The 24,125-nt window shown below is 63.3% G+C and carries 27 protein-coding genes; 12 read left to right on the top strand and 15 right to left on the bottom strand.

The window, feature by feature from the left end; translation table 11 throughout:
* Positions 1-94: 94 nt before the first annotated feature.
* From MA07_RS00125 to nfi, 5 genes are all read right to left on the bottom strand, one after another.
* The gene (locus tag MA07_RS00125; protein ID WP_036345392.1) at positions 95-1,360 is read right to left on the bottom strand and encodes an IS701 family transposase; all 1,266 of its coding nucleotides are present in this window, start codon (positions 1,358-1,360) and stop codon (positions 95-97) included.
* Between the two features lie 103 nt (positions 1,361-1,463).
* On the bottom strand, positions 1,464-2,474 hold the full coding sequence (locus MA07_RS00130; protein WP_052002622.1) for a MaoC family dehydratase: 1,011 nt from the start codon (positions 2,472-2,474) through the stop codon (positions 1,464-1,466).
* Between the two features lie 148 nt (positions 2,475-2,622).
* Positions 2,623-4,389 (bottom strand): cadherin domain-containing protein, encoded by a 1,767-nt coding sequence (locus tag MA07_RS31105; protein WP_152568661.1) that lies wholly within the window; start codon positions 4,387-4,389, stop codon positions 2,623-2,625.
* 39 nt (positions 4,390-4,428) lie between these two features.
* Positions 4,429-5,184 (bottom strand): hypothetical protein, encoded by a 756-nt coding sequence (locus MA07_RS29340; RefSeq protein WP_152568662.1) that lies wholly within the window; start codon positions 5,182-5,184, stop codon positions 4,429-4,431.
* 188 nt (positions 5,185-5,372) lie between these two features.
* Complete coding sequence (gene nfi, locus MA07_RS00145; RefSeq protein ID WP_036345401.1) at positions 5,373-6,041, bottom strand: deoxyribonuclease V; 669 nt, start codon at positions 6,039-6,041, stop codon at positions 5,373-5,375.
* Between the two features lie 203 nt (positions 6,042-6,244).
* Here nfi and MA07_RS00150 point away from each other — a divergent pair, with 203 nt between their 5' ends.
* Together MA07_RS00150 and MA07_RS00155 are read left to right on the top strand one after the other, a co-directional pair.
* The gene (locus tag MA07_RS00150) at positions 6,245-7,453 is read left to right on the top strand and encodes a hypothetical protein (RefSeq protein ID WP_244445106.1); all 1,209 of its coding nucleotides are present in this window, start codon (positions 6,245-6,247) and stop codon (positions 7,451-7,453) included.
* A gap of 111 nt (positions 7,454-7,564) precedes the next feature.
* Positions 7,565-7,987: a group III truncated hemoglobin gene (locus MA07_RS00155; RefSeq protein ID WP_052002617.1), complete on the top strand. Its 423-nt coding sequence runs from the start codon at positions 7,565-7,567 to the stop codon at positions 7,985-7,987.
* 8 nt (positions 7,988-7,995) lie between these two features.
* On the opposite strand, the gene MA07_RS29890 is transcribed toward MA07_RS00155, so the two are convergent.
* The 8 genes from MA07_RS29890 to MA07_RS00190 form a co-directional block, all read right to left on the bottom strand.
* A complete protein-coding gene (locus MA07_RS29890; RefSeq protein WP_160195347.1) occupies positions 7,996-8,148 on the bottom strand; it encodes a hypothetical protein in 153 nt (50 codons plus the stop codon).
* Positions 8,149-8,229: 81 nt separating this feature from the next.
* Complete coding sequence (gene ychF, locus MA07_RS00160) at positions 8,230-9,327, bottom strand: redox-regulated ATPase YchF (RefSeq protein WP_036345403.1); 1,098 nt, start codon at positions 9,325-9,327, stop codon at positions 8,230-8,232.
* 27 nt (positions 9,328-9,354) lie between these two features.
* The gene (gene pth / locus MA07_RS00165; RefSeq protein ID WP_036345405.1) at positions 9,355-9,987 is read right to left on the bottom strand and encodes an aminoacyl-tRNA hydrolase; all 633 of its coding nucleotides are present in this window, start codon (positions 9,985-9,987) and stop codon (positions 9,355-9,357) included.
* Positions 9,988-10,074: 87 nt separating this feature from the next.
* Entirely contained in the window at positions 10,075-10,689 is a 615-nt protein-coding gene (locus tag MA07_RS00170) for a 50S ribosomal protein L25/general stress protein Ctc (protein ID WP_036345451.1), read from the bottom strand.
* A gap of 182 nt (positions 10,690-10,871) precedes the next feature.
* Positions 10,872-11,699, bottom strand: a complete 828-nt coding sequence (locus tag MA07_RS27340) for an FkbM family methyltransferase (RefSeq protein ID WP_052002618.1) — start codon at positions 11,697-11,699, stop codon at positions 10,872-10,874.
* 77 nt (positions 11,700-11,776) lie between these two features.
* The gene (locus MA07_RS00180; RefSeq protein ID WP_036345407.1) at positions 11,777-12,709 is read right to left on the bottom strand and encodes a ribose-phosphate pyrophosphokinase; all 933 of its coding nucleotides are present in this window, start codon (positions 12,707-12,709) and stop codon (positions 11,777-11,779) included.
* Between the two features lie 154 nt (positions 12,710-12,863).
* A complete protein-coding gene (locus MA07_RS27345) occupies positions 12,864-13,400 on the bottom strand; it encodes a hypothetical protein (RefSeq protein ID WP_052002619.1) in 537 nt (178 codons plus the stop codon).
* A gap of 62 nt (positions 13,401-13,462) precedes the next feature.
* The gene (locus MA07_RS00190) at positions 13,463-14,623 is read right to left on the bottom strand and encodes a benzoate/H(+) symporter BenE family transporter (RefSeq protein WP_036345410.1); all 1,161 of its coding nucleotides are present in this window, start codon (positions 14,621-14,623) and stop codon (positions 13,463-13,465) included.
* A 111-nt stretch (positions 14,624-14,734) separates the two neighbouring features.
* On the opposite strand from MA07_RS00190, the gene uvrC reads away from it, so the two are divergent.
* The 4 genes from uvrC to MA07_RS00210 all read left to right on the top strand — a co-directional run bounded on the left by uvrC (position 14,735) and on the right by MA07_RS00210 (position 18,158).
* Positions 14,735-16,741 carry an excinuclease ABC subunit UvrC gene (gene uvrC / locus MA07_RS00195; protein ID WP_036345413.1) on the top strand — a complete coding sequence of 669 codons (2,007 nt, stop codon included), beginning with the start codon at positions 14,735-14,737 and terminating at the stop codon, positions 16,739-16,741.
* Between the two features lie 95 nt (positions 16,742-16,836).
* Positions 16,837-17,433 (top strand): CDP-diacylglycerol--glycerol-3-phosphate 3-phosphatidyltransferase, encoded by a 597-nt coding sequence (gene pgsA / locus MA07_RS00200; RefSeq protein ID WP_036345416.1) that lies wholly within the window; start codon positions 16,837-16,839, stop codon positions 17,431-17,433.
* Positions 17,434-17,437: 4 nt separating this feature from the next.
* Positions 17,438-17,689 (top strand): molybdopterin converting factor subunit 1, encoded by a 252-nt coding sequence (gene moaD, locus MA07_RS00205; RefSeq protein WP_036345419.1) that lies wholly within the window; start codon positions 17,438-17,440, stop codon positions 17,687-17,689.
* Between the two features lie 13 nt (positions 17,690-17,702).
* On the top strand, positions 17,703-18,158 hold the full coding sequence (locus tag MA07_RS00210) for a molybdenum cofactor biosynthesis protein MoaE (protein WP_036345421.1): 456 nt from the start codon (positions 17,703-17,705) through the stop codon (positions 18,156-18,158).
* Positions 18,159-18,162: 4 nt separating this feature from the next.
* Here the strand turns inward: MA07_RS00210 and MA07_RS00215 are convergent, their stop codons facing one another.
* The gene (locus MA07_RS00215) at positions 18,163-18,624 is read right to left on the bottom strand and encodes a GNAT family N-acetyltransferase (protein ID WP_036345424.1); all 462 of its coding nucleotides are present in this window, start codon (positions 18,622-18,624) and stop codon (positions 18,163-18,165) included.
* Between the two features lie 196 nt (positions 18,625-18,820).
* Between MA07_RS00215 and MA07_RS00220 the strand changes: the two genes are divergently transcribed.
* The 6 genes from MA07_RS00220 (at position 18,821) to MA07_RS00245 (ending at position 23,525) form a co-directional block, all read left to right on the top strand.
* Positions 18,821-19,078, top strand: coding sequence for a hypothetical protein (locus MA07_RS00220; protein ID WP_036345427.1), 258 nt, complete (start codon positions 18,821-18,823; stop codon positions 19,076-19,078).
* A 511-nt stretch (positions 19,079-19,589) separates the two neighbouring features.
* A complete protein-coding gene (locus MA07_RS00225) occupies positions 19,590-20,618 on the top strand; it encodes an extensin family protein (RefSeq protein WP_036345430.1) in 1,029 nt (342 codons plus the stop codon).
* A gap of 82 nt (positions 20,619-20,700) precedes the next feature.
* Positions 20,701-21,132, top strand: a complete 432-nt coding sequence (locus MA07_RS00230) for a hypothetical protein (RefSeq protein ID WP_036345433.1) — start codon at positions 20,701-20,703, stop codon at positions 21,130-21,132.
* Between the two features lie 92 nt (positions 21,133-21,224).
* Positions 21,225-21,791 carry a ribonuclease T2 gene (locus MA07_RS00235; protein WP_081928677.1) on the top strand — a complete coding sequence of 189 codons (567 nt, stop codon included), beginning with the start codon at positions 21,225-21,227 and terminating at the stop codon, positions 21,789-21,791.
* Positions 21,792-21,866: 75 nt separating this feature from the next.
* Entirely contained in the window at positions 21,867-22,715 is an 849-nt protein-coding gene (gene rlmJ, locus MA07_RS00240) for a 23S rRNA (adenine(2030)-N(6))-methyltransferase RlmJ (RefSeq protein WP_036345436.1), read from the top strand.
* Positions 22,716-22,919: 204 nt separating this feature from the next.
* Positions 22,920-23,525: a glutathione S-transferase family protein gene (locus MA07_RS00245; RefSeq protein WP_036345439.1), complete on the top strand. Its 606-nt coding sequence runs from the start codon at positions 22,920-22,922 to the stop codon at positions 23,523-23,525.
* Positions 23,526-23,584: 59 nt separating this feature from the next.
* Here MA07_RS00245 and MA07_RS00250 read toward each other — a convergent pair.
* The coding region (locus tag MA07_RS00250) for an outer membrane beta-barrel protein (RefSeq protein WP_036345442.1) at positions 23,585-24,125 on the bottom strand (541 nt) is incomplete at its 5' end.

The following is a 24,125-nucleotide window of genomic DNA, read 5'->3' on the forward strand; positions in this document are numbered from 1 at the left end:
GTCCTAGCACTACTTTGGCACTTTTATCAGTGAGCCGAGGGTAAAGCGGGCCCGACAGAACGGACATCGCAGGCGCATGGCGTGTGCCAGATGGTCAAGCAGCAGGCGCCGGATGGCCGGTAAGCTGGGTTGCGGCGGTGGTCCGCCGGCTTTTCTTTTTTCCCCCTGTGGCTGCCCGCAGGCGTAGATGCTGCAGGAACAAATAGGCGATGAGCGTCAGCAGCGCATGTCGATGCAAGCCGCGCCATGAGCGGCCCTCGAAGTGGTCAAGCCCAAGCTCCTCTTTCAACTGCTGATGCGCCTGCTCGCACACCCAGCGCGCCTTGATCAGGGACGCCAATTGCTTCAATGGCGTGTCGGGCGGCAGGTTGGACAGGTAGTACTTGCGCTCCCCCGACGAGCGATGCTCACCCACCAACCACACCTCGTCGCCGGGCAGGTGCTGGGCGGCATGCCCGCGCAACTGAACCGCCGGTCCATCAGCCACCCGCACACGCGTGGCGGCAAACCTCGCCCGCAGCGGCCCCTTGGTGCCGCGCCGCCAGGTGACCTGGCGCCATGACACCTTAGCCAGCATGGCCTCGGCCGAAACCGCTTCGACATCCGGAACCAGCGTCTTGCGGGGTCGTCCGCGCGTGGTGGTGGAGGCCACCATCTGCACATCGGCCGGATAAACCTTCTGAATGCGCACGGTGCCTACTGCCCAGAGCAACCCAAGAGCCGTGAGCGCCTGCCGGAAGGGCGCGCTGATGCCGTAGCCGGCATCAGCCAGCACCGCCCCGAAGCTCACGCCAGCCTGCATGACACGCTGGAGCTCAGTGAGTGCGATCTGCGGCTTCGAGCACTCCGTCCAGAAGGGCTCGGGCACACCGGCGCGCAGCAGGCGATCGGGATCGTTGACCCAGGTGTCAGGCAAGAACAGGCGCAAGGCGACGGGGATCGGCACCTCATCCTTGGCAAGCGTGAGGGAAACCAGCACTTGGCAGTTCGCCTTCTTGCCCACCGCCCCGGCATATTGCGGACCAACACCCACCGAGTGGGTGCCCTTCTTGAGCAGGGCGGTGTCATCGATCACCAGGACGGCGTCAGGCCCGCCGACAAGCCGATTGGCCTGCGCCAGCAGTTCGGACTCCAGCGGAGCCTCATCCCACGGCCCCACAGACACGAAGTGATGCAGCTGGTCGTAGCCGACAGGAGCAAGCCGAGCCGCGATGGGCTGCAGGCTTTTGCGCTCACCCGGTCCAATCAGCCCAGCCACATAGAGCGGACACATGCGCCGGCGGGCTGGATGATGCAGGTGGGTGAGGAAGGGTTCAAGCCAGGATTGAAGTTCGTGCTCCCACGCCACTGAGGTGCTCATGACGACCTCCCGCGCAAAATCCTTCAGCGAGAAAAGTCGATGGGGTTCGCCCGGTTCCTCTTACCTGCCAAAGTAGTGCTAGGATGACGCTGGAAAGAACAGGTCAACCCCGCCTTTCCCAGAACACCATGCCGTCGAAGGCAAAAACCTCCTCGCCGTTCTGGTTGGTCCCGGTGTTGTGGTGGAACACCAGACCCCATTCCGGGCGCGAGGCGGAGGGGCGCTTCGCCGTTACCGTGGTGCGGTAGGTGATCGTATCGCCCGCATAGACGGGCTTGAGCCATTTCAGGTTGGAGAAGCCCGGAGAGGGGCCGAGCCGGGCCGGGCGCTGGCCATGGGCGAGCGCATAGGCGCGGATCCGCTCACGATGGCCGACCATGTGCTTCATCCACACGCTTGCCGTATGCCAGCCGGAGGCGCACAGCGCCCCGAACAGGCTGCTCTTAGCGGCTTCCGCATCCACATGGAAGCGCTGCGGGTCGTACTGCTTCGCGAAGTTGATGATGTCGTCCGGCAGGAAGGTGTAGGAGCCCAGCTCCTCCGTCTCGCCGATAACGAGATCCTCGAAATAGGGATTTGAGGAGATCGGCGGGATCTCGCGTTGCGGATGTTCGCCGGGCAGGGAATCCGCCACGGCGGTGAGAACCTGACGGCCTTCGCCGGAGAAGGGCTCGGCATCCTTTGTCGCAAACATCACCCAGTTGGTCTGCGTCAGCACCGTTTCGTCGGCTTGGTTGATCATGTCGAAGTGGAGCTTGACGAGGCCGAGCGTCGGCCTGCTCTTGGAGATGCGGCTCTCCAGAACCTTCACGTGCGAGCGCAGGGTATCGCCGGGCCTGACGGGTCTCACCCATTTGACCTCCTCGATGCCCGGCGCCCCCATGGCGGACGAGTCCAGAAGCAGCCCATCGGCCACGAGGCGCATGTTGAGGCTGCAGGTGTGCCAGCCCGAGGCGATCAGGGTGCCGATGAAGCTGTCCTTGGCCGCAACCTCGTCCACATGGAAGGGCTGCGCATCATATTCCCGGGCGAAGGCCAGGATGTCGTCCTTCGACACAGGAAGCGGGCCGAGGGTTTGAGCAAAGCCGACCGGCAGATCTTCGAACGTGCGCATGAGCAACCCCTTGTCGAGGCCTGCCCTAGCACAATGGGCGCCTCGTTGGGAGACCCGCCGCTGCAGCCCTGATCCGCCGCCCCGTGCCGAGGGACGAAAAAGGGGACGGGCATCACCCGTCCCCTTGGACTTGTCTGTTTCTGAATGATTAGAGAACGAACCAGCTCTTGCTGAGCTCAAGTGAGCCCTTCAGCTTGATGACCGCTTCCGCCGCCCTGTCGTTGTCCGTGTTGAGATAGACGTAAGTCTCCTTCTTGGTCTTCTCATAACGGACCTCGCCGGCCTTGCTGAAAGCGTCCTTGCCGATGAAGGTGAACTTCTGGTCGCCGCGCTTCTTGGTGTCGGCATCCACCAGCTTCAGGTCGAGCCTGTCGCCCTGCCGGCCCGAGAAGTCGGTGATGTAGTCGGCTCTGCTCTTTGACGTGCCTGTGTCCCGGTCATCGAAGACAAAGACGTCGCGACCGGAATTGCCGGTGAGGGTGTCCTTGCCCAGACCGCCGATCAGCCGGTCGTCACCCCCACCGCCGATAAGAATGTCGTGGTCGGCACCGCCGAAAATCGTATCCTTGCCGAGGCCTGCCTCAATACGGTCGTTGCCTGCCAAGCCATTGAATGAATCCCTGCCGGCCCCTCCCTTCATCACGTCGGCGAACCGGCTTCCGTTAGCCACCTCGTTCAGAACGTCGTCCACTCTTATGGTAAAGGTTTTACGAGCGCTCTCTCCAAGAGCGTCCGTGACAAGGACCTCGACTGTGTGGTGGGTGGCTTGCTCATAATCGAGCCTGACGCCGTCGGCGACCTTGAGCACCCCAGTGACAACGTCGATGCTGAAGCGACCATCGGCATCGTTGATGAGTTGGAAGCGATGGGTGTCGCCGAGATCATCGGTGAGAGTTATGCGCCCTACGTCAACACCTGTCGGAGTATTCTCGTCTACCACATCGCTACTGATCGAAAGGCTAGTCGGTGCAGTGTTGAGCAGTTCCGCAAGGGTTACTTTGCTGTCCGCGAATCGAACGATCTCGATGTTGCGGATCATATCGGTTCCGTCCCCATTCTCCCGGTTGTCAGCAAACATGATCCACCCATTGGCACTGCGCGTGATGGTGTAATCGCTACGCCTGCCGCTCAACACCACGGTGTCGTCACCGGCGCCGCCATCGAGACTGTTGTCCTCGCCATTGCCAATAAGCGTGTTGCCCAATTCGTTGCCGGTCAGATTGATCTCGGCGCTTTCCATCGCAGCTTGCAGGATCTCGACATGCACCCCTGGAGCAAGTGTGTAGGTATGGCTTGCGATAAGTGTGTCTGTGCCGAAGCCTGCTGCTTCGATGATGACGTCGTCCGCACTGCCAACCCGATAAACGTCATCCCCATCGCCGCCCTGGAGCGTATCGGCGCCACCTAAACCATCGAGAGAATTGGCCGCGATGTTGCCGACAATATGATTGGCAAGTGCGTTGCCCGTGCCATCGATCGCCGCGATTCCGACAAGGGTCAGGTTCTCCAGGTTCGTGCCGAGAGTGTAGTTATTTAAGGTGGTCCTGACAGTATCGGTGCCGCCGGCATCAGACCCGTCGCTATTCGTTTCAAGAATTGTGTCGCTGCCATCCACCACATAGGTATCATCGCCGGCTCCGCCCTCAAGCGTATCCGCGCCAGCATCGCCATAGAGGTAGTCGTTATCGGCATCGCCATAGAGGCGGTCGTTGTCATCACCCCCATGAATGGTATCGTCGCCGCCGCGGCCATAGATCGTATCCGCGACAGATGTGCCAGTCAGCGGGTCGGGGCCAGGAGTGCCGTAGATAGGTCCAGAACCAGCCGGCGCCGCGATGATCCGATCCGCGAATTGAAGGAACTCCACATTGGCGACCAAAGCAGTACCGTCACGCTCTGCCGTGCGATTGCTCACACGCCAGTAGCCGCCGACATAGACAATGTCGTAGTCGGCTCAGTTGAAAAGGAACTGCGCCGTGTCGACACCCGAACCGCCATCGAGAGTGTCTTCACCGGGATTTAGCGAAGGATCACGGTTTCCGCCCAACGTATCGTTGCCATCGCCACCGAGCAGATGGTTCCCAACCTGATCGCCAATGAGACGATCACCGTGAGCAGAGCCGATCAGCCCTTCGACACCATAGAAGCGATCGTTGTACGCATCTCCGGTGTTTTGATCCGCCCAACCGTTCATGGACGCAAAGACGCCTGTGCTGGCAGCCGCATAGGAGGCGTAATCAAAGCCTTCGTCGCCCGACATCATGTCGCCGCCCACACCGCCGATCAGGGTGTCATTGCCAGCCCTGCCATTGAGGCTCTCAAAGTCGGACGAAACACCTATGATGATGTCTTCTTGGTCGGAGCCGATCTGAACGCTCCAGTCTTCACTGGCCATGAGGTGCGCAAACGAGGCAAACCCACCGCTCTGCAACTCTTGGACTGATCGGGTGATATTTGAATCCTTATCTCCCTCCCAGTACCTTACGATGCGCGCCAAGTCTGCACCGGTCTGCCGATTTTTGACCAAGACCTCGTTTATGACCGGACTAGCGGTAAGCATTGCACTGCCAGTGTAAGTAATCACACATCCAACGCCGTTGATCGTCTTATCCACGGTGTAATATTGGCTCGATGCGAAAACGACTGTGTAAGCTCCCGAGAAGATTTCTCCCCAGGAAAACGCATTTGTATAAAGAAAGGACCGCGCCATCCCATGGCTCTTTCTGAAATAACGTTTCTTGCCTCCATCTGTCGCTAAAGGGCCTGCGCGCGGCAACTCCCCGAACAAGTAGGTTTGATGACGTAACGTCGCTTTTGCGCAGGTTCGGAGCGCTCAGCGGGATCTAATGCGAGCGCATTGAGTGCGGAAAACGGAGTTGTGCGCAGCGGCGAGGGCGCTTACGGCGAGAACTGTCCTGCCGCGTTGTGGGCCAGTCGGATCGGCTCGGGCAGGCGGTATTTCGGGGAGCAGCGCAGGACGAGTTCCGTGGCGGTGGGGATATCGGCCAGGTGGCCCGGCGAGATGAACATGGGGTTCTTGGCCGTGCGGGTGCGCAGGGCCACGCCAATGGTCTCCTTGCGATCGATGAGCGGCGCGGCCGAGCCCTTGTCTTCGCCGAGATCCTTGTAGCGTCCGCACAGAAGCGTCTTGCCGCAGCCGATCGTCGGGCGCTGCAGCCACAGGCCCATATGGCTGGCGATGCCGATGCGGCGAGGGTGGGCGATGCCCATGCCGTCGAAGAGGAACACGTCAGGCACGGTTTTCAACTTCTCGAAGGCCTCCTCGAGAACCGGCCCCTCGCGGAAGCTGAGGAGGCCTGGCACGTAAGGAAAGGGTGTCGGGCGCTGCGCCAGCACCGTCTCCACCGGCAGGAAGCCTGGATAGGTCATAACCACGATGGCCGCCTGCGACTGCTCGTTCTTCACGCTCACGTCGACGCCGGCCACCAGCCCCACAGCGTCCAGATCGATGGGTCGGTCGGACACGACCTCGCTCCGCAGCTCGTGCTGCAGGGCGATGGCCTCGGAGGGGGAGAGATTCCAGTCGTGGCGATGGTGAAGCTTCATGATCCGGCATCGAAGAGGACGAGAGCTCAACGCTCAAGGTTCGGGATCGATCCCTCACAAGCTCAGGGCCCCAGACCGAAGCCAGCGGAGCCTATGACATCATTACGGGAAAGCCCTTAGGGGCATTGTCGGAATATCGTCCTCGGGTCGCCGGGTGTACACCCTTGATCATCCTAACGATCAAGTCCAACAACGAGGATGTCATGTCTCGCGTACATGCCCAGGAAGGCTCCACACCGGTTGAGCCGAGAACGGCAAATTCGGGATCGCTGAAGCGTGCGGCGGCGGGCCTTGCGGCTCTCGGCGCCGGCCTCTGGGCGCCGCCGGCCGAAGCCCATGTGAAGTGGTTCGCGCCCTATATCGTCGACGCCGCCCCGCAGCCGATCTCCGCCACCCTGACCAATGTGTGGTTCTGGACCGGCATCGGCCTGGTGCTGGCCTTCTTTATCGCCACGCTCGTCGTCGAGCGCACATCTGTCGGCCGCGGCATCCAGTCGGGCCTCGACCGGGTCAGCGCGCCGCTCTGGAACCGGGCCGACGATTTCATGCGGGTCTCCATCGGCGGTTTCTTCGTGGCGATCTTCGCCGTCGGCGGGGTTTATCTCACGCCCGATCTCAAGACGGATTACGAGGTGATCTCCTGGGCGCAGTTGCTGATCGCCATGTGCGTGTTCTCGCGCCGGACCATGCCGATTGCGGCGGCCGGCATCATCACCCTCTGGGTAGTGGCGCTGCGGGAGTACGACCTGTTCCATCTGCTCGACTATCTGGCCCTTGGCGTCGCTGTCGCGGCTTATCTGGTGATGGCGTCGTCCAATGACGAGAAGTGGCGCGCCCGCCGGTTCCTGGCCCTGCGCTGGGGCATCGCGATCGCGCTCATGTGGTCGAGCCTGGAAAAATTCGCCTATCCGGACTGGTTCTATCCGCTTGTGGAGGAGAAGCCCTTCCTGACCTTCGGCATGCCGCGCGACGTGTTCATCCCGATGGCCGGCGTCGCCGAGTTCACCCTGGGATTCGGCCTGCTCTGGACCGCGCTGGTGCGCCGTCTCTCGGCCGTGGCCCTGCTGGCGATCTTCTTCACCGCCGTCTACCCGTTCGGCCGCGTCGACCTCGTCGGTCATGCCCTGATCATGGCAGCCCTCTTCCTGGTTGCCGCCGATCCGTGCCGCGAAGCCAAGGCAGTTGCCGTGAAGATGCCGAATGCTCTGCCGCGCTTCGGCAGCCTGGCGTCGGTTCCTGCAGGTCTGGCGGTTGCCCTCGTGGTGCTGGTGAGCGGGTATTGGGGACTGCACGGCGTGTTCTACGGTGCGGAGTATGAAGCCGGACAGCGGCAGGAGCTGACGACCCATTCCCACAGCAAGGAATACCCGCATGGGCCTCAGGCCAAGCCCGAGAACCGCAGCCACCACTAACCATGCTCGAACCGGGCCGTTATGAGCGGCCGGCTTGATCTTCCGCAAGGAATAGCCGAACGGGATGGAGCATCATGTCTCCATCCCGTTCGGCTTTTGAGGAGGTCCGCATTGGCGCAGTCAGCCACAGGCCGCAGCATCCCGATCATCAGCCCGGCCGAGGGCGTGACGGAGGAGATGATCCGGCAGCTCGTGGAAACCTTCTACGACCGGGTGATCCGCGACCCGGAACTCGGGCCGATTTTCCATAGGGCGCTCTCCGGCCGCTGGAGCCGGCATTTGGCCCTGATGGTGGATTTCTGGTCTTCGATCGCCCTGAGGACGGGCCGCTACCAGGGCAAGCCTCAGGCCGTCCACATGGGAATGGACCTCACGCCCGAGCTCTTTGCGCGCTGGCTGGCGCTGTTCGAGCAGACGGCGAAAGAGATCTGCGAGCCGGACGTGGCGGCATTCTTCGTGGATCGGGCAGGGCGGATTGCCGAAAGCCTGCAGATCGGCCTCGGGATCGGACCCAAGGCCCTGCGGCTGCCGTAAGGCTTAAATTACCGTTCCCACCATTCGAGCTCGTCATCGCCGCTCTTGGGCAACAGGGACGAGATGCCGATCATGACAAAGCCGCAGGCTACGAGCACACCGACAAAGAACTCGGCATTACCCAGGCCAGGGGCGACGAAGTTTTCAAAAAAAGCCTGCATGGGATGTGAACCTCCATGCAGGCTTTGTCGCATGACGGTCCTGAACGGGCGAAAAAGTGCGCGTTCAGGATTCCGACAGGTTCAGGTATTGAACCGGAAGTGCATCACGTCGCCGTCCTGCACGGTGTATTCCTTGCCCTCCAACCGCAGCTTGCCCGCATCGCGCGCGCCGGCCTCGCCCTTCAGGGAGGTGTAGTCGGCATAGGCGATGGTCTCGGCGCGGATGAAGCCCTTCTCGAAATCCGTATGGATCACGCCGGCGGCGCCGGGAGCCTTGGTGCCCTTGGTGATCGTCCAGGCGCGGGCTTCCTTCGGGCCGACGGTGAAGTACGTGATGAGGCCGAGCAGTTCGTAGCCGGCACGGATCACCCGGTTCAGGCCGGGCTCGGTGAGGCCCACGGCGTCGAGATAGTCCTTCTGCTCGTCGGGCGGCAGAACGGCGATCTCGCTCTCGATCTTGGCCGAGACGACAACGGCCTTGGCGCCTTCTTCCTTGGCTCGCTCAAAAACCTTGGCCGAGAAGGCGTTGCCCTGATCGGCGGAGGCCTCCTCCACGTTGCACACGTAAAGAACGGGCTTGGAGGAGAGGAGGCCAAGCATCTGGAACAAGCGCTCCTCCTCGGCCTTACGCTCCACCATGCGGGCGGGCTTGCCGTCACGCAGGAGCGGCAGGGTGCGGTTGACGAGGTCGAGGGTTTCCTTCGCCTCCTTATCGTTGCCCTTGGCCTTCTTCTCGAGCGCAGTGACGCGCTTCTCGAGGCTGTCGAGGTCGGCGAGCATCAGCTCGGTCTCGATGGTCTCGATATCGGCAACCGGGTCGATCTTGCCCTCAACGTGGGTGATGTCCGTGTCCTCGAAGCAACGCACCACATGGGCGATGGCATCGACCTCGCGGATGTTGGCGAGGAACTGGTTGCCCAGGCCTTCGCCGCGGGAGGCGCCGCGCACGAGGCCGGCGATGTCCACGAAGGTGAGGCGGGTCGGGATGATCTGCGCCGAGCTGGCGATCGATGCGAGCTGATCGAGCCGGTCGTCCGGCACCGCCACGTCGCCCACATTGGGCTCGATGGTGCAGAACGGGTAATTGGCGGCCTGCGCCGCAGCCGTCTGCGTCAAGGCGTTGAAGAGGGTGGACTTGCCCACGTTCGGCAGGCCGACGATGCCCATTTTGAAGCCCATGGCCTCACTCCTTGTGATAGCCAGCCTCTAGCCGGCGTTGTTCTTGCCTTCGGCAGCCTTTTCTCCGGGCCGCTTCACGTCCGTCCAGCCTCTCGCCTCCATGGCGAGGTGGACCTTGTTCTGAAAGCTGCCGTCCTCAGCTTTAGCGAGAAGGGCGGCGTTGTCCGCGATGATCCGGCACAGGTCATCGAGCCAGGCCTCCTCGCTTTTTCCGAAATCGCCCAGCACATGGCTCTGCACCAGAGCCTTGTGGCCGGGATGGCCGATGCCGAGGCGCACGCGACGGTATTCGTTGCCGCAATGGGCCGAAATCGAGCGCAGGCCGTTATGGCCTGCATTGCCGCCGCCGATCTTCACGCGCAGCTTGGCCGGCGGGAGATCGAGCTCGTCGTAGAAGACCGTCACGTCGTGCAGCGGGATCTTGAAGAAGTTCTGCGCTTCTCCCACGGCCTGGCCCGACAGGTTCATGAAGGTCTGCGGCTTGATCAGCAGCACCTTCTCAGCCCCGATCACGGCATCGGCAGCCTCCGCATGGAAGCGCTTGCGCCAGGGGCCGGCGTTGTGCACGCGCGCGATCTCGTCCACGGCCATGAACCCGATGTTGTGTCGGTTCCTGGCGTAGCGGGATCCGGGATTGCCGAGGCCGACGAAGAGGCGCATCGCTTGGTCCTGCTCATAAGAAACGCTCCGGCCTTGCGGTCGGAGCGTTGAAGCCGATTGATGGGCTTGAACGCCCGATCAGAGCCTTTAGGCGGCAGCGGTGCCTTCGGTAGCCGGAGCCGCGTCCGTCTCCGTCAGGCCGGTCGGGGCCACAACGGTCACGAGGGTCATGTTCTCGGTCGAGGTCGCCTTGGCGCCGTTCGGCAGGGCAACTTCGTTGAGGTGAATCGACGAGCCGATTTCGAGGTTTGCAACGGAAACCTCGATGAAGTCCGGAATCGAGTCGGACGGAACGAGCAGTTCCACCGAGTGCTCGACGATCTGGAGAGCGCCGCCGCGCTTCACGCCCGGGCTCTTCTCCTGGCCGACCACGTGCACCGGAACCACGACCTTGATCGCCTGGCCCTGCGAAAGGCGCAGGAAGTCGATGTGGATCGGGAAGTCACGGACCGGGTCGAGCTGGTAGTCGCGCGGAATGGCGCGGATCGTCTGGCCTTCCACGTCGATCTCGAAGATCGTGGTGAGGAAGTGACCGGCGAAGATCAGCTGCTTGGTCTGGTTGAAGTCGAGGGCGATCGCCTGGGCCGGCTGGCCGGCTCCGTAGATGACGGCGGGAACTTGGCCTTGGCGACGAACGGCCCGGGCGGCCCCCTTGCCGGCCCGGTCGCGCGCCACGGCCTTGATTTGCTTTACTTCGCTCATGGTCGTGGTCCTATCGATTGAGTTGAAAAACCGATGGCCGCCAAGGTCTTGAAACCTATCGGCGGCCATGAGGTCGGCGCCCGTGCCTCCAAGGGTGTCGAGCGGGCGCGGCACCCCTATAAGGGAAATTCCTGCGGAAGACAATCATGTTAAGAGATCCGGAATTCGGACCTCTCAGCGAGCTACGGATAACAGCCATACCGCTCGAGATACCGCATCTCCTTGACCCGCCTGCGCCAGTCCTCCTCGGGATTGCCGATGCGGGGGAGGGGGCAGCGTGGTTCTTTCCCTTTAGGAAAGGCAACAATATTGGTGTCGCCGACAATTCTAGCCGAGCCGTTGGGCCGCTGGGAGGCCGATGCTGAAACGAAGGGAGCGAAAAACCAGTAGGTGTCGTAGCCCCACTGGTCCAATAATCCGATCAACTCAACCGTCTTGGGCGAGGCATGAGCTTCGCAAAACAGGATAGGCCTGTCCCGCTGAATCGTCTCCTGCGCTCCGCGGACCACCTCCAGGTCATATCCTTCGACATCGATTTTGATGATGCTCAAGGAAGGCAGCGCCAGCGAATCCAGTCTGCGGATGATGACCGGAACCTTGTCTCCACTCTGGCTTCCACGCCCGATGGCTCCGAAGTTTGCCTGGGTGGTCAGGGCAGGGGTCGCGAATTCAATTGTTCCATCCACTTCACCCAGGGCCCAGGGATAAGCCTCGACAGACATCAACCCATTGAGAGCCACGTTTCGCATGAGCAGCCGAAAAATCGGCAGCTGCGGCTCGAGTGCAAAAACGGACAGGCCCGGCAGTGCCTTGGCCAGAGGGATGGCGACGGTCCCTATGTTGGCGCCCACATCGCAGACGGCAGAGTCGGGAGACAGGTGCGCGAGCAGGAAGTCGACTTCGGCGCGGGCAAATTCACCCGCCGATGCAAGGCATGGCCCAATCGTCTGGTCGGCGCTCGGATACAGAAAGAGCGCATCGAATGCGAATGCACTGGAAACCTGTCTCATCTCATCTCTCCAGAGATGGAGAGGTTATAACGGATGGCAGGGTTCTGGCCTAGCGCCTTGGCTGCGCCCGAACAGTTCTAATCAAACAGGCTCGACACCGAGCTTTCCGTCGCCGTGCGGCCGATGGCTTCGCCCATGAGGGACGCGATGGAGATGACGCGGATGTTGTGGGCCGCCTTCACCGCCTCGGTGGGCATGATGGAATCGGTGATCACGAGCGCCTTGAGGCGGGAGCTGGCGATGCGGGCCACGGCGCCGCCGGACAGGACCCCGTGGGTGATGTAGGCGTAGACTTCCTTCGCCCCGTTGGCGAGGAGCGCGTCGGCCGCGTTCACCAGGGTGCCGCCGGAATCGACGATGTCGTCGACCAGAATGCAGGAGCGGCCGGACACATCGCCGATGATGTTCATCACCTCGGACTCGCCGGGGCGATCGCGGCGCTTGTCGACGATGGCAAGCTGGGCGTCGATGCGCTTGGCAAGCGCACGGGCGCGCACCACGCCGCCTACGTCCGGCGAAACCACCATCCGGTTGCCGCCGTCAAGGTGTTCCTTGATGTCGCGCGCCAGGATGGGGGCGGAGAAGAGGTTGTCGGTCGGGATGTCGAAGAAGCCCTGGATCTGGCCGGCATGGAGATCAAGCGTCAGCACACGGTCGACTCCCGCATGGGCGATCATGTTGGCCACCAGCTTGGCCGAGATCGGCGCGCGCGATGCCGACTTCCGGTCCTGGCGGGCATAGCCGAAATAGGGGATCACCGCCGTGATGCGGCGGGCCGAGGCCCTGCGCAGCGCATCCGTGATGATCAGGAGCTCCATGAGGTGGTCATTCGTGGGGAACGAGGTCGACTGGATGATGAACACGTCCTCGCCGCGCACATTCTCCTGGATCTCGACGAACACCTCCATGTCCGCGAAGCGCTTCACCTGAGCCCTGGCCAAGGGAACATTGAGATAGGCGGAGATGGCCTCCGCCAGCGGACGATTGGAATTTCCCGCAACGAGCTTCATGAAAGCAACTTTGGCTCTGTGTGACCGATAATGCCCGTTGCGCAATCCCGTGATCCCTGCGCGGCCGGGCGCAAGGGTCTTAGCAGCGATATCAAACCGTCACAATACACGTGGCGGCTTTGATGGGCTGCAATGCCGGGTTATTGCCATGCAATCATTGCATTGCAACTTGGTTCTCGTCGTCCGAAGTCTCTGTCGGCTGAACCTCCGCCGTCTGGATCGGCGTTTCGGCTGCGGAGGGTGTCTCGGACTTGGCCGCACTCAGGAAATCGGCGATTTCACCCATGCTGGCCTGGGCCAGCCTGGCGAGAGCCTGCTTGTCCAGGGACGAGATGGAGGCAACTGGCGCGGGGCTCGACCCCTCCAGGCGCTTGGCCCGACGCTTCTGGGAGTCGAACACGTCCCAGACATAGGCCACCTTGGTTTCCCCGCCCTCCCTCGCAGTCGAGAGATAGCCGCGGACCCGGTAGCGCGCCTCGGCGCTGGCGCCGACGAGGTCGACCTTGCGGTCGGTGGCTGCGGTGGCTAGCTCTTCGGCCAAGGCGGTCCGGATCGGGGCCGGCGCCCCGTCGATGCTCTCAAGGGCGACGGGAATGCCCTCGGGCGAAGCGCTGAATGTGCCCTGGCAGGCTGCCAGAGCCGCCGTCAGCATGATGGCGGCGGTCCGCCGTGCAAGCGTCATTCCGGCCATGAGAGCCCCCGTTCTTGTTCTTCGTAACGAAGTCTTAAGCTTAACGGAGGCGCCCGTCCAGATCAGGCATGCTTGCGCAGGCGGATCGCCAACGAATCGAGCCCCAGGGTGACGAGACCCGCCACCAGACCCCAGAAAGCGGAGCCGATGCCGAAAAGGGTGAGGCCGGAGGCCGTGACCGCCAGGGTGATGACGGCCGGAAAGACCTTGGAGCCCTCGGAAAGGGCAGAGCCTAAGGCTCCCGCAAAGGCACCGAGGAGAGCCAACCCCGCCACGGTTTTGATCAGCTCCGGCGGCAGCGCTGCGATCAGGCTGATCAGCGCCGCACTGAAAGCGGCGAAGACCAGGTAGCTCAAGGCATAGAAGGGGCCGACCATCCAGCGCTTGGAGGGGTCGGGGTGGGTATCGGGCCCGGTGCAGATCGCCGCCGAGATGGCTGCGAGATTGCTCGTGTGGGCCCCAAAGAGGGCGGTGGTCACGGAGGCCAGCCCGGTCACGGCCAGGATCGGCCGGGAAGGGGGCTGGTAGCCGGATGCCCTGAGCACGGCGAAGCCCGGCAGGTTCTGGGACGCCATGGTCACCAGGAACAGGGGCAGCCCGAGGCCGACCAGCGCCGTGGGCTCGAAGGCAGGCGCGATGAAGGTGAGGGAAGAGAGGCTCAGGCCAGACGTCAGGGGTCTGGCCATTCCGCCGCCGAAGGCGATGCCGAGGCCGACGAAGAGCACGGCCAGAACGGCCAGTGACGGGTTGAACAGGCGCACCACCAGGAAGATGGCCACGAGGGGCAGGACGAGACCGGGCGCGCCCTGCGCGCTCTGGAACACCCCGACGACGAATTGAAGCAGCACGCCCGCCAGCATCGCGGCCGCGATGGAGGTCGGAATGCGCTCGATCGCGCGCCCGAACGGCTTGATGAGGGCTGCCAGCACGATGAGGGCGCCGGCCAGCAGGAAGGCGCCGACAGCCGCGTGGATGGACATGCCGACCGAGGCTGCGATGAGCGCAGCACCGGGGGTCGACCATGCGGTGATGACCGGCATCCGGTATCGGACGCTCAGGAAACCGCTGCTCGCCGCCATGGCGAGGCACAGGGCCGCCACCCAGGAGGAGGTCTGGGCTGCATCCGCGCCCACGGCCTGCGCCGCCGCGATAATGATCGCAATCGTGCTGCCGAACCCCACCAGGGCCGCAACGACGGCTGATGTGACGATCGACAGGCGCATGATCCGGCTCCGCTGAGTCCCAGGAGCTTGGCGGTTTAGACCGAATGCCAAGGCTGCGCCAGTTCGTCGGCGGTACTTTCCTCCCGACTCCCGAGACCTTAAATCTCCTCTATGAGTCGCAACACCACCAATGACGTCCCGCCGGATATTCTGGACAACGAGGAAGACGACCAGTCTGTCGCCCTTGAGAGCGGCTCCGATGTCGAGTTCGACCTGGAGGCCAATCCTGGTTCGGTCCAGCGCGGCACGGAGGTGATCCGGCATTTCTGGACGACGCTTCCCAATGCGCCCGGCGTCTATCGCATGCTCGATGCGAAGGGCGACGTTCTCTATGTGGGCAAGGCGAAGAACCTGAAGAACCGGGTGGGCTCCTATGCCCGCGGGCAGGCCCATTCAAACCGCATTGCCCGGATGATCGGCGAGACCTCGTCGATGGAGTTCGTCACCACGGCGACGGAAACCGAGGCGCTGCTGCTCGAGGCAAACCTCATCAAGCAGCTCAAGCCCCGCTACAACGTGCTGCTGCGGGACGACAAGTCGCTGCCCTATATCCTGCTCACGGCAGACCACGAGGCGCCGCAACTCGTGAAGCATCGCGGCGCGCGAAAGCGCAAAGGCGACTATTACGGCCCCTTCGCCAGCGTCTGGGCGGTGAACCGCACCATCAACGCGCTCCAGCGCGCGTTCCTGCTGCGCTCCTGCAACGACAGCTACTACGAGAACCGCACGCGGCCGTGCCTGCTCTATCAAATCAAGCGCTGCTCCGGCCCCTGCACCAACGAGATCCCGCATGACGAATATGCCGGGCTCGTGGCAGAGGCGCGGGCATTTCTCTCGGGAAAATCGAACGCGGTGAAGCAGCGCATCACCGAGGAGATGCAGCAGGCGGCCGAGGATCTCGAATTCGAGCGCGCGGCTCGCTGCCGCGACCGCTTGGCGGCGCTCTCGGCCATCCAGGGCGTGCAGGGCATCAACACCCAGTCGGTCGAGGAGGCGGATGTGTTCGCCCTCGACGAGCAGGCGGGGCAGTTCTGCGTCGAGGTGTTCTTCTTCCGCAACTGGCAGAACTGGGGCAACCGCGCCTATTTCCCGAAGGCCGACAAATCCATGAGCCGGGAGGAGGTTCTCGGCTCCTTCATCGCTCAGTTCTACGACGACAAGCCAGCGCCGCGCCTCGTTCTGCTCTCGCACGAGATCGGGGATGCCGAGCTGATGGCGGCGGCGCTCTCCACCAAGGGCGAGACCAAGGTCGAAATTCATGCGCCGCAGCGCGGCGAGCGGCGTCAGCTCATCGACTACGTGCTTCGCAATGCCCGCGAGGCGCTCGGTCGGCGGCTGGCCGATACGGCTTCGCAGCAGAAGCTCCTGATCTCTCTGGGCCAAGCCTTCGGGCTGTCGAAGGCGCCGCGGCGGGTCGAGGTCTACGACAACTCGCACATCATGGGCACCAATGCGGTGGGCGCCATGGTGGTGGCAGGCGCCAACGGCTTCATGAAGCAGCACTACCGCACCTTCAACATGAAGTCCGAGGACCTGAAGCCAGGTGACGATTACGGCATGATGCGCGAGATGCTGCAGCGCCGCTTCGCCCGCCTGGTGAAGGAGGAGCCGCGGGGGCCGGATGGCACCGGGGCCGCCAATGGAGACGACGGGTTGCCGGCCTGGCCCGATCTGGTGCTGATCGACGGCGGCAAGGGGCAGCTCGAAGCGGCCCGCCAGGCGCTAGCCGAAGTGGGCGTCAGCGAGGACGATGTGGCCCTCGTCGGCATCGCAAAGGGCCGGGACCGCGATGCAGGCCGCGAGACCTTCTTCAGGCCGGGTCAGCCACCTTTCAAGATGCCCCCGCGGGATCCTGCCCTCTATTTCGTGCAGCGCCTGCGGGACGAGGCGCACCGCTTCGCCATCGGGGCGCACCGGGCCAAGCGCAAGCGCGAGCTGGTCAAGAATCCCCTCGACGAGATTCCCGGCATCGGACCGACCCGCAAGCGGGCGCTCCTGCATCATTTCGGCACCGTCAAGGCGATCCAGCGGGCCGCCCTGGAGGATCTGATGAAGGCGCCCGGGGTGAACGCCGCCACGGCCCGCGCCGTCTACGATTTCTTTCACGAGCGGGGTTGAGCGCGGCGGAATGTGGATCACGTAAGGGTGACGTTCCGCAATTGCGGCCGTCTGCAATTGACGGACCCTCCGTCGTCATGCTTCCTGCGGGTAATATGAAGAGTGCTTCCTCCTTTGGCCGCTCGAAGGCCTTCAACCTGGCCAACATGCTGACCTATGGCCGGCTTGTGGCGGTGCCGGCCGTGGTCGGCCTGCTGTTCTGGCCCGAGGACCACTGGTCCCGCTGGTTTGCCCTGATCGTCTTTGCCCTGGCGGCCATCACCGACTACCTCGATGGCTACGTGGCGCGCACCTTCTCCCAGCAATCCGCCCTCGGGCGCATGCTCGATCCCATCGCCGACAAGCTCCTGGTGGCCGCCTGCCTGCTCATGCTGGTGGCGGACGGCACCATCCATGGCTGGACGTTGTGGGCTGCCATCGTGATCCTGTGCCGCGAGATCCTGGTCTCGGGCCTGCGGGAATTCCTGGCCGAGCTCAAGGTCAGCGTGCCGGTGAGCCGCGTGGCCAAGTGGAAGACCACCCTGCAGCTTGTGTCCCTGGGGTTCCTGATCGCGGGACCGGCCGGCGAGACGGTTCTGCCGAACAATACGCTCATCGGCGTCGTCCTGCTCTGGGTGGCGGCGGTCCTGACGATCTATACCGGCTGGGACTACTTCAAGAACGGCATCCACCACCTCATGGACGAGGGCTGAGCCCATGAAGCTCGTCTACTTCGCATGGGTCCGCGAAAGGGTCGGAAAGACCGATGAGGACGTCGAGGTGCCGGAGGGCATCGGGACCGTGGCCGATCTGGTGCGCTGGCTCAAAGGCCGGGGCGAGGAATACGAGTACGCTTTCGAGAACGAGGGCATCGTCCGGGCGGCCATCGATCACGTCCATGTCAAACCCGGGGCTTCCATTGCCGGAGCGCGGGAGATCGCCTTCTTCCCGCCGATGACGGGCGGCTAGCCTCAAGAGCGCCATGGCACACACGATCCGCATCCAGGCCGAGCCCTTCGATGTTGCCGCCGAGACGGCGAACCTGACGGCCGAGAGGGCGGATATCGGTGCGATCGTTGCCTTCACAGGCCTATGCCGGGATGAGGGCGGGCGTTTGGTGGCCCTCGAACTTGAGCATTATCCCGGCATGGCCGAGGCCGAGATCGACCGGATCACCGAGCAGGCGGAGAAGCGCTGGCCTCTGCTGGGTCTCACCGTCATTCACCGCTTCGGGCGGATTTCACCCGGCGAGGAGATCGTGCTGGTTCTGGCCGCCAGCGCCCATCGCACGGCTGCTTTCGAGGCAGCGTCCTTCATGATGGATTACCTCAAGACGCAGGCCCCGTTCTGGAAGCGCGAGCACCTCAAGGACGGCACCGTCGGAGCCTGGGTCGAGGCCAAGGAGGCCGACGATCGCGCCATGGAGCGGTGGGCCTGAGGCGTCAGGCCTCTCTGGCCCGGATGCCTTCCTGAAGCGCCTGCGGCGAGGGCCAGAGGTGGATGACCACCGGCCATTCGCGAGCATCGACCCTGACCATGACCGTCTTGACCACCACGCCTCCGATGGCCTCGTAGAAGAAGCGGAATGGGTTCTGCTCGAAAGCCCCGATGGAGACCGGGCCGGGAGCACGCGTCTTTAGCCACTCGGCGGCCTCCAGAAGGAGCTTCCGTCCGGTGCCTCGACCCTGTGTCCGTGGCGAGACGTAGAGCAGCGTGACCTGTGCCACCGACCCTACATCGTTGCGGTCGCCAAGGCGCGCGGCGAGGAAGCCGGTCACGTCGCCGGCCTGCTCCGCGACGAGCAGCAGTTCCGTGCCTGGGTCGAACTCCGTCGAGAGCCACGTCCCGATCTCCTTGGCCCGGTAATCAGGGTCGATGCGAGGGCCGAGTTCGTCCTTCGACATGAAGCCGGATTAGGCTTGGCGCCAGCCGTCAGCCAGGATCCGCCCGATGGCGGTGCTGTCGGCTGCGGTTCCGGGACGGATCAGGAGTTCCGATGATGTGAGGCGCATAGAGGCAGGCTGCGTTGAGGGGCATTGTCTTGACCTTATGCCGGGAAAGGCGGACCATCGCGAGAGAAATGACACGCGGAGATGCCTCATGCGCAGCGTGGTCTTCGTTCTCAGCCTGATGGTTCTGACTCCTGCCGGCGCTCATGAGTGGCCGACATCATCTCAGACAGCCCAGTCTCCCGATCACAACCCGCTCGAATGCTACTGCCGGGCGCAGGGAAAGATGTTTGCCCCCGGGGAGAAGGTGTGCCTGAAGACGGCCGAAGGGTCGCGGCTCGCCCAATGCCGGATGGAGATCAACGTCATGTCCTGGGGCATCACGGAGACGCCCTGCCCGGAGACATAAAAAAGCTGCCGGGAAACCGCGGCAGCGTGGAGAAACCATGAAGATCGTGGAGCGGCTCGCCGGGAGCCGCAGATCTACCTCAGAAAAGACCTGCCACGACGGCAAGAATGAACGAGGAGGAAGCGCAAACGGCTACGATGTTGAGCTTGGCCGTCCAGTCGAGATCGGATGTCAGATGCATCGCAGCCCCCTTTCCCTATAGGGGTTAATCCCCTCTATGAATGGATAGGTAAGGTATCAAACCTGCGAGGGTCTGAGAAGCGCATGCCGGGGCGATCAGGCGCCGGAAGGCAGTTGTCGGAATGGTTAACAAATCGTTAACGCGTTGGTTTTGCTGAAGTGAAATCGTTTTCAGAGAGAAGCGAAAAAAGTTCCTGCTTTATTGTGTCGCACCCGGATTTTACGACGCCTCCCAGGGCATTCGGGGTCGGGAGCGCCGAATCGCAGGCGAGGCGGCTGGCGCCGGTTGCCGTTGACGAGATGTTTACGGGCCTGTTGCTAACCTTCGCCCATGCGTCGTGGGTTAGTTGCGTTTTTTGCCCTATCGCTCATTGGGCTCGGAGTCACCGGTTGCGGACTGTTTCGGTTCGAGCAGCGCGAGCCTTGGCGCGCGCAGGCCGAGGAGGCTTGCCTGTCGCAGCGGCTCGTGCAGCCTTCAGCCTACATGGCCCTGAGCTCCAAGATTGAGGGCCCCGGCGTCTGCGGCATGGATTACCCGTTCAAGGTCTCGGCCTTCAACAATGGCGCTGTGGGCCTGAAGTCCAAGGTGACGCTTGCCTGCCCGATCATTCCGCAGATCGACACCTGGATCGATGAGATCGTGAGGCCTGCCGCAAAGATGTATTTCGGCGTGCCGCTCGCCGACATCAAGGCGGGCTCCTATTCCTGCCGCCCCCGGAACAACCAGAGGGGCGCCAAGCTCTCCGAGCATTCCTTCGGCAACGCGCTGGACGTCATGGGCTTCGCCCTGGTCGACGGGCGGGAGATTTCGGTGATGAACGGCTGGCGGAGCCGGGATCCTGCCGAGCAGGAATTCCTCCGCGAGGTCTTCGTCGGTGCCTGCCGATACTTCACGACGGTTCTGGGGCCGGGCTCCGACGCCTTCCATTACGATCACCTCCACATCGACCTGGCGCGCCACGACCCGAAAGGGCAGCGGCGCATCTGCAAGCCGATCCTGAAGTTCGCGCCCCGGATCGATCCCGAGAAGAGCCAGGAAGTGCTCCAGAGCGCGGCCGCTGCCGGCGATCTTGCGCCTGTGGACCTGGAACAGGATGTGCCGGAAGGCGAGGCCTACATCCCGCCTGCGCCGCCTCCGGCTCCGGCCCTGGCTGCGCCCGTGGCTCCTCCACCGCGGTATTCGTCCTCGAACGGCTATGCGGCCGATCTGCCCGGTCCTGGCGGGGCCAGGGGCTCACAGCCTCCATCCTATCCGCAGCCGCCGACCGGCCGGCCCCCGGAGCAGACATATCTCCCGCCGCGGCCCCAGGGGCGTCCGGCCAATGCCCCGTTGGTGCTGAACAGCCACGCCATCTATTAAACAGTAAGCGGAGCCTTGACCTTCTCGGGCTTCGCCCACATGGTCGATGGAACACGATCCAAAGACCTGTTGGAGCACCCGAATGAAGTGGCTGGCGGCTTTCATCTCCTGCATGATGTTGAGCGCACCTGTGATGGCCCGCGAGATCACCCCCGCGGAGCGGCGGGAAGAGCCTTTCGACGCCTCGCTGCCGGCCTGCGCCGATCCGTCCGTGCTCCACGACATCAGCGTCAATTTCCAGAACAAGGAATACAAGTTCTGGAACTCCAAGCTCCAGATCGTCGCCTTTGAGCGGGTGCAGCAGGTTGCCTGGCGTCCCTGGGGACTCGACTACATTCCCCGCCGCTACTGCACGGGCACCGTGCTCGTCTCGGACGGCTACAAACATAAGATCAACTTCTCGATCCGCGAGGATCTCGGCTTCATCGGCATCGGCTGGGACACGGAGGCCTGTGTGGACGGCTTCGACCGCCACTACGCCTTCGCGCCCCATTGCAAGCAGGCTGCCCCTTGATCCTGCGCTGGTGCCTCACTTTCGCGGGCGCCTGTTTTCTCTTGATCTCTCCGACTGCGGCCCAGGGGCCGCGGGAGGCGAGGGGCGCCCCCATGGGGCAGTTCGACTTCTATGTGCTCGCGCTCTCTTGGTCGCCGGGATTCTGCGAGAACAGCGGCAGTCGGAGCCCGCAATGCGACAGCGGCAGCGGTCTCGGCTTCGTCACCCATGGCCTGTGGCCGCAGAACGAAAGGGGTTATCCGAGCTTCTGCGAGCCCAGTGGGCGTTTCGTGCCGCAGGCCGCCATCGCCGCGGCCGACGGCCTCTTCCCGGATGACAATCTGGCCCGCTACCAGTGGCGCAAGCATGGAACCTGCACGGGAGAATCCCCGAGCGGCTACTTCCAGGCCGTTCGACGTGCCCGCGAACTCGTGCGCATTCCGGAAAGCTTCAAGGGGCTGGACAGCCGCCCGCGGGTGCTGCCGAGCGAAATCGAGCAGGCTTTCCTGAATGCCAATCCGGGCTTGCGCCCTGACATGATTTCGGTTTCCTGCAGACGTCGCATCTTCCAGGAGGTGCGTATCTGCCTCGGCAAGGACCTGCGCGGTTTCCGCCCGTGCCCCGAGGTCGATCGCGACGGCTGCCGCGCGGGCGAGATCATGGTCCCGGCGGTGAGATAGCGCATCGAACGATGCGCCGAGCAAGGAAAGGGGCGTCGGACTGATCCTAAAGGGGTCCGATGCCTTAGGACAGATATGAACTACCGCCACGCCTTTCACGCCGGCAACTTCGCCGACGTCATGAAACATGCCCTTCTGGTGCGGATCCTCGCCTATCTGCAGCGCAAGGAGACGCCGCTTCGCGTCATCGACACCCATGCGGGAATCGGCCTCTACGATCTGACCGGCGACGAGGCCGAGCGAACCGGGGAGTGGATCGAGGGGATCGCGCGCCTGGACGAAGCTTTTGCTCCCGAGGTGGAGGAGATCCTTGCTCCCTATCGCAAGGTGATCGCCGATGTGCGCGCCCGGCACGGAGAGACCATCTATCCTGGTTCCCCCGGCATCGTGCGGGAAATCCTGCGGCGGCAGGACCGGGGTGTGTTCGTGGAACTGCACCCCGCCGATCATGCGGTGTTGAGCGAGGCCTTCAACGAGGTTTCCAACCTCAAGGTCATGCATCTCGACGCCTGGACCGCCCTGCATGCCCTCATTCCGCCCAAGGAGAAGCGCGGTCTCGTCCTGATCGACCCGCCTTACGAAAAGCCGAACGAGTTGGAGCGCCTCGGCGCGGAGCTTCTCGCCGCCCTGAAGAAGTGGCCGACCGGTGTCTATGCCGGCTGGTACCCGATCAAGGATGTGGGCCCCGTCGATGCGGTGGCCGAGCGGCTCCATCGGGAGAGCCCGCGTCCGGGCCTGCGGCTCGAACTCTATGTGGACGATCCGCGCGATGCGGCACGGCTCAACGGTAGCGGGCTCTTCGTTCTCAATCCGCCCTGGTCGTTGAGGGAGGAGGCGGAGATTCTTCTGCCTGCTTTGGCGGAGCGCCTGTCGCGCCGCGGCTACGGCGCTTATCGCTGTGAAGCCTTCGGGGCCCCTGCTTAAAACGGATTGCCGCAGGCGCCGCGACCGTTCATGACTGGCCCTAGAGCATCGGACCCAAAAGTGGATTTGCACTTTTGGGATCCATCCGATGCTCAATCCTTTAAGCAGCGCATCGTTTGGGGTGGACCCAGCGGGCCGCGCTAGCGAAAACCGGATCCACTTTTCCTCACGATGCGCTAGTCTCGTCAATCCAGGGGTTTGCTCATGCTCGTTCTCCGCTCCTCGCCCGCTTCACCCTTCGGCCGGAAGGTGAAGCTCACCGCCTCAATCCTCAACCTGTCCGACAGGATCGAGATCGTCGATGCCGACACGCTGAACCCCGAGGACTCGATCCGCCAGCAGAACCCGCTGGGCAAGATCCCGGCGCTCATCCTCGAGAACGGGGATGTGCTCTACGATTCCCGCGTGATCGTGGACTATCTCGATCATCTGGCCGGCGGCGGTCGTGTCATCCCGAACGGGCCGGAGCGGTTTACCGCCCTGCGCGATCAGGCACTGGCCGACGGCATCATGGATGCGGCGCTGCTTCAGGTCTATGAAGGTCGCTTCCGCCAGGAGGACAAGCGCGAGCCGAAGTGGGTCGATCATCAGGCCGACAAGGTGCGCCGCGGCCTCGATCACGCGGAGGCTCACCTGTCGACTCCCGGCCAGGACCTGCAGATCGGCCAGATCGCCCTTGCCTGCGCATTGGGATATCTCGACCTGCGCTTCGGCGGCCGGTGGCGCGAAAGCCACCCGAAGCTCGTCGCTTGGCTCGCCGATTTCGAGGCCCGCGTCCCGGCCTACGCCAAGACCCGGGTGACGCCCTGAAACGAAAAAGGCCCGGGTGTTGACCCGGGCCTTTTCTGTCTCTGTAGAAGAGACGGATCTTAGTAGGTGCCGAAGCGGAAGTTCAGACCAGCGCGCACCACACCGAAGTCGGTCTCGCCGTCGAAGCCCGGGAAGTCGTCGTCGTTGTCGAGGTTGACGTACAGACCTTCGATCTTGGCCGACAGGTTGTTGGTGAAGGCGTACTCCACACCACCACCCACGGTCCAGCCGTTGGCCTCGTCAGCGAAGGCGAAACCGCCGGTGGCGTAGATCAGAGCGCGGTCGAAGGCCACACCGGCGCGAGCACGCACCGTGCCGAACCAGTCGCTGTTGTCGATGTCGTAGGTGGTGCCGCCCACCACGAAGGCACCCTCACGGCCGAAGTCGGCGTACTGGATGTCGCCTTCGAGACCGACCACGAACGAGCCGATCTGGTAGTTGTAGCCAACCTGGGCGCCGCCGACGAAGCCGCCGTCGTTGTCGTCGTCAGCCAGGGCAACGGAGTCGAAGTCGTCGTCCGACCAGCCGTAGCCAGCGTTCACACCGACGTAGAAGCCGGTCCAGGTGAAGATCGGAGCAGCGGCAATGATCGGAGCCGGC

The organism is Microvirga sp. BSC39, from assembly GCF_000739015.1.
Lineage (GTDB): Bacteria > Pseudomonadota > Alphaproteobacteria > Rhizobiales > Beijerinckiaceae > Microvirga.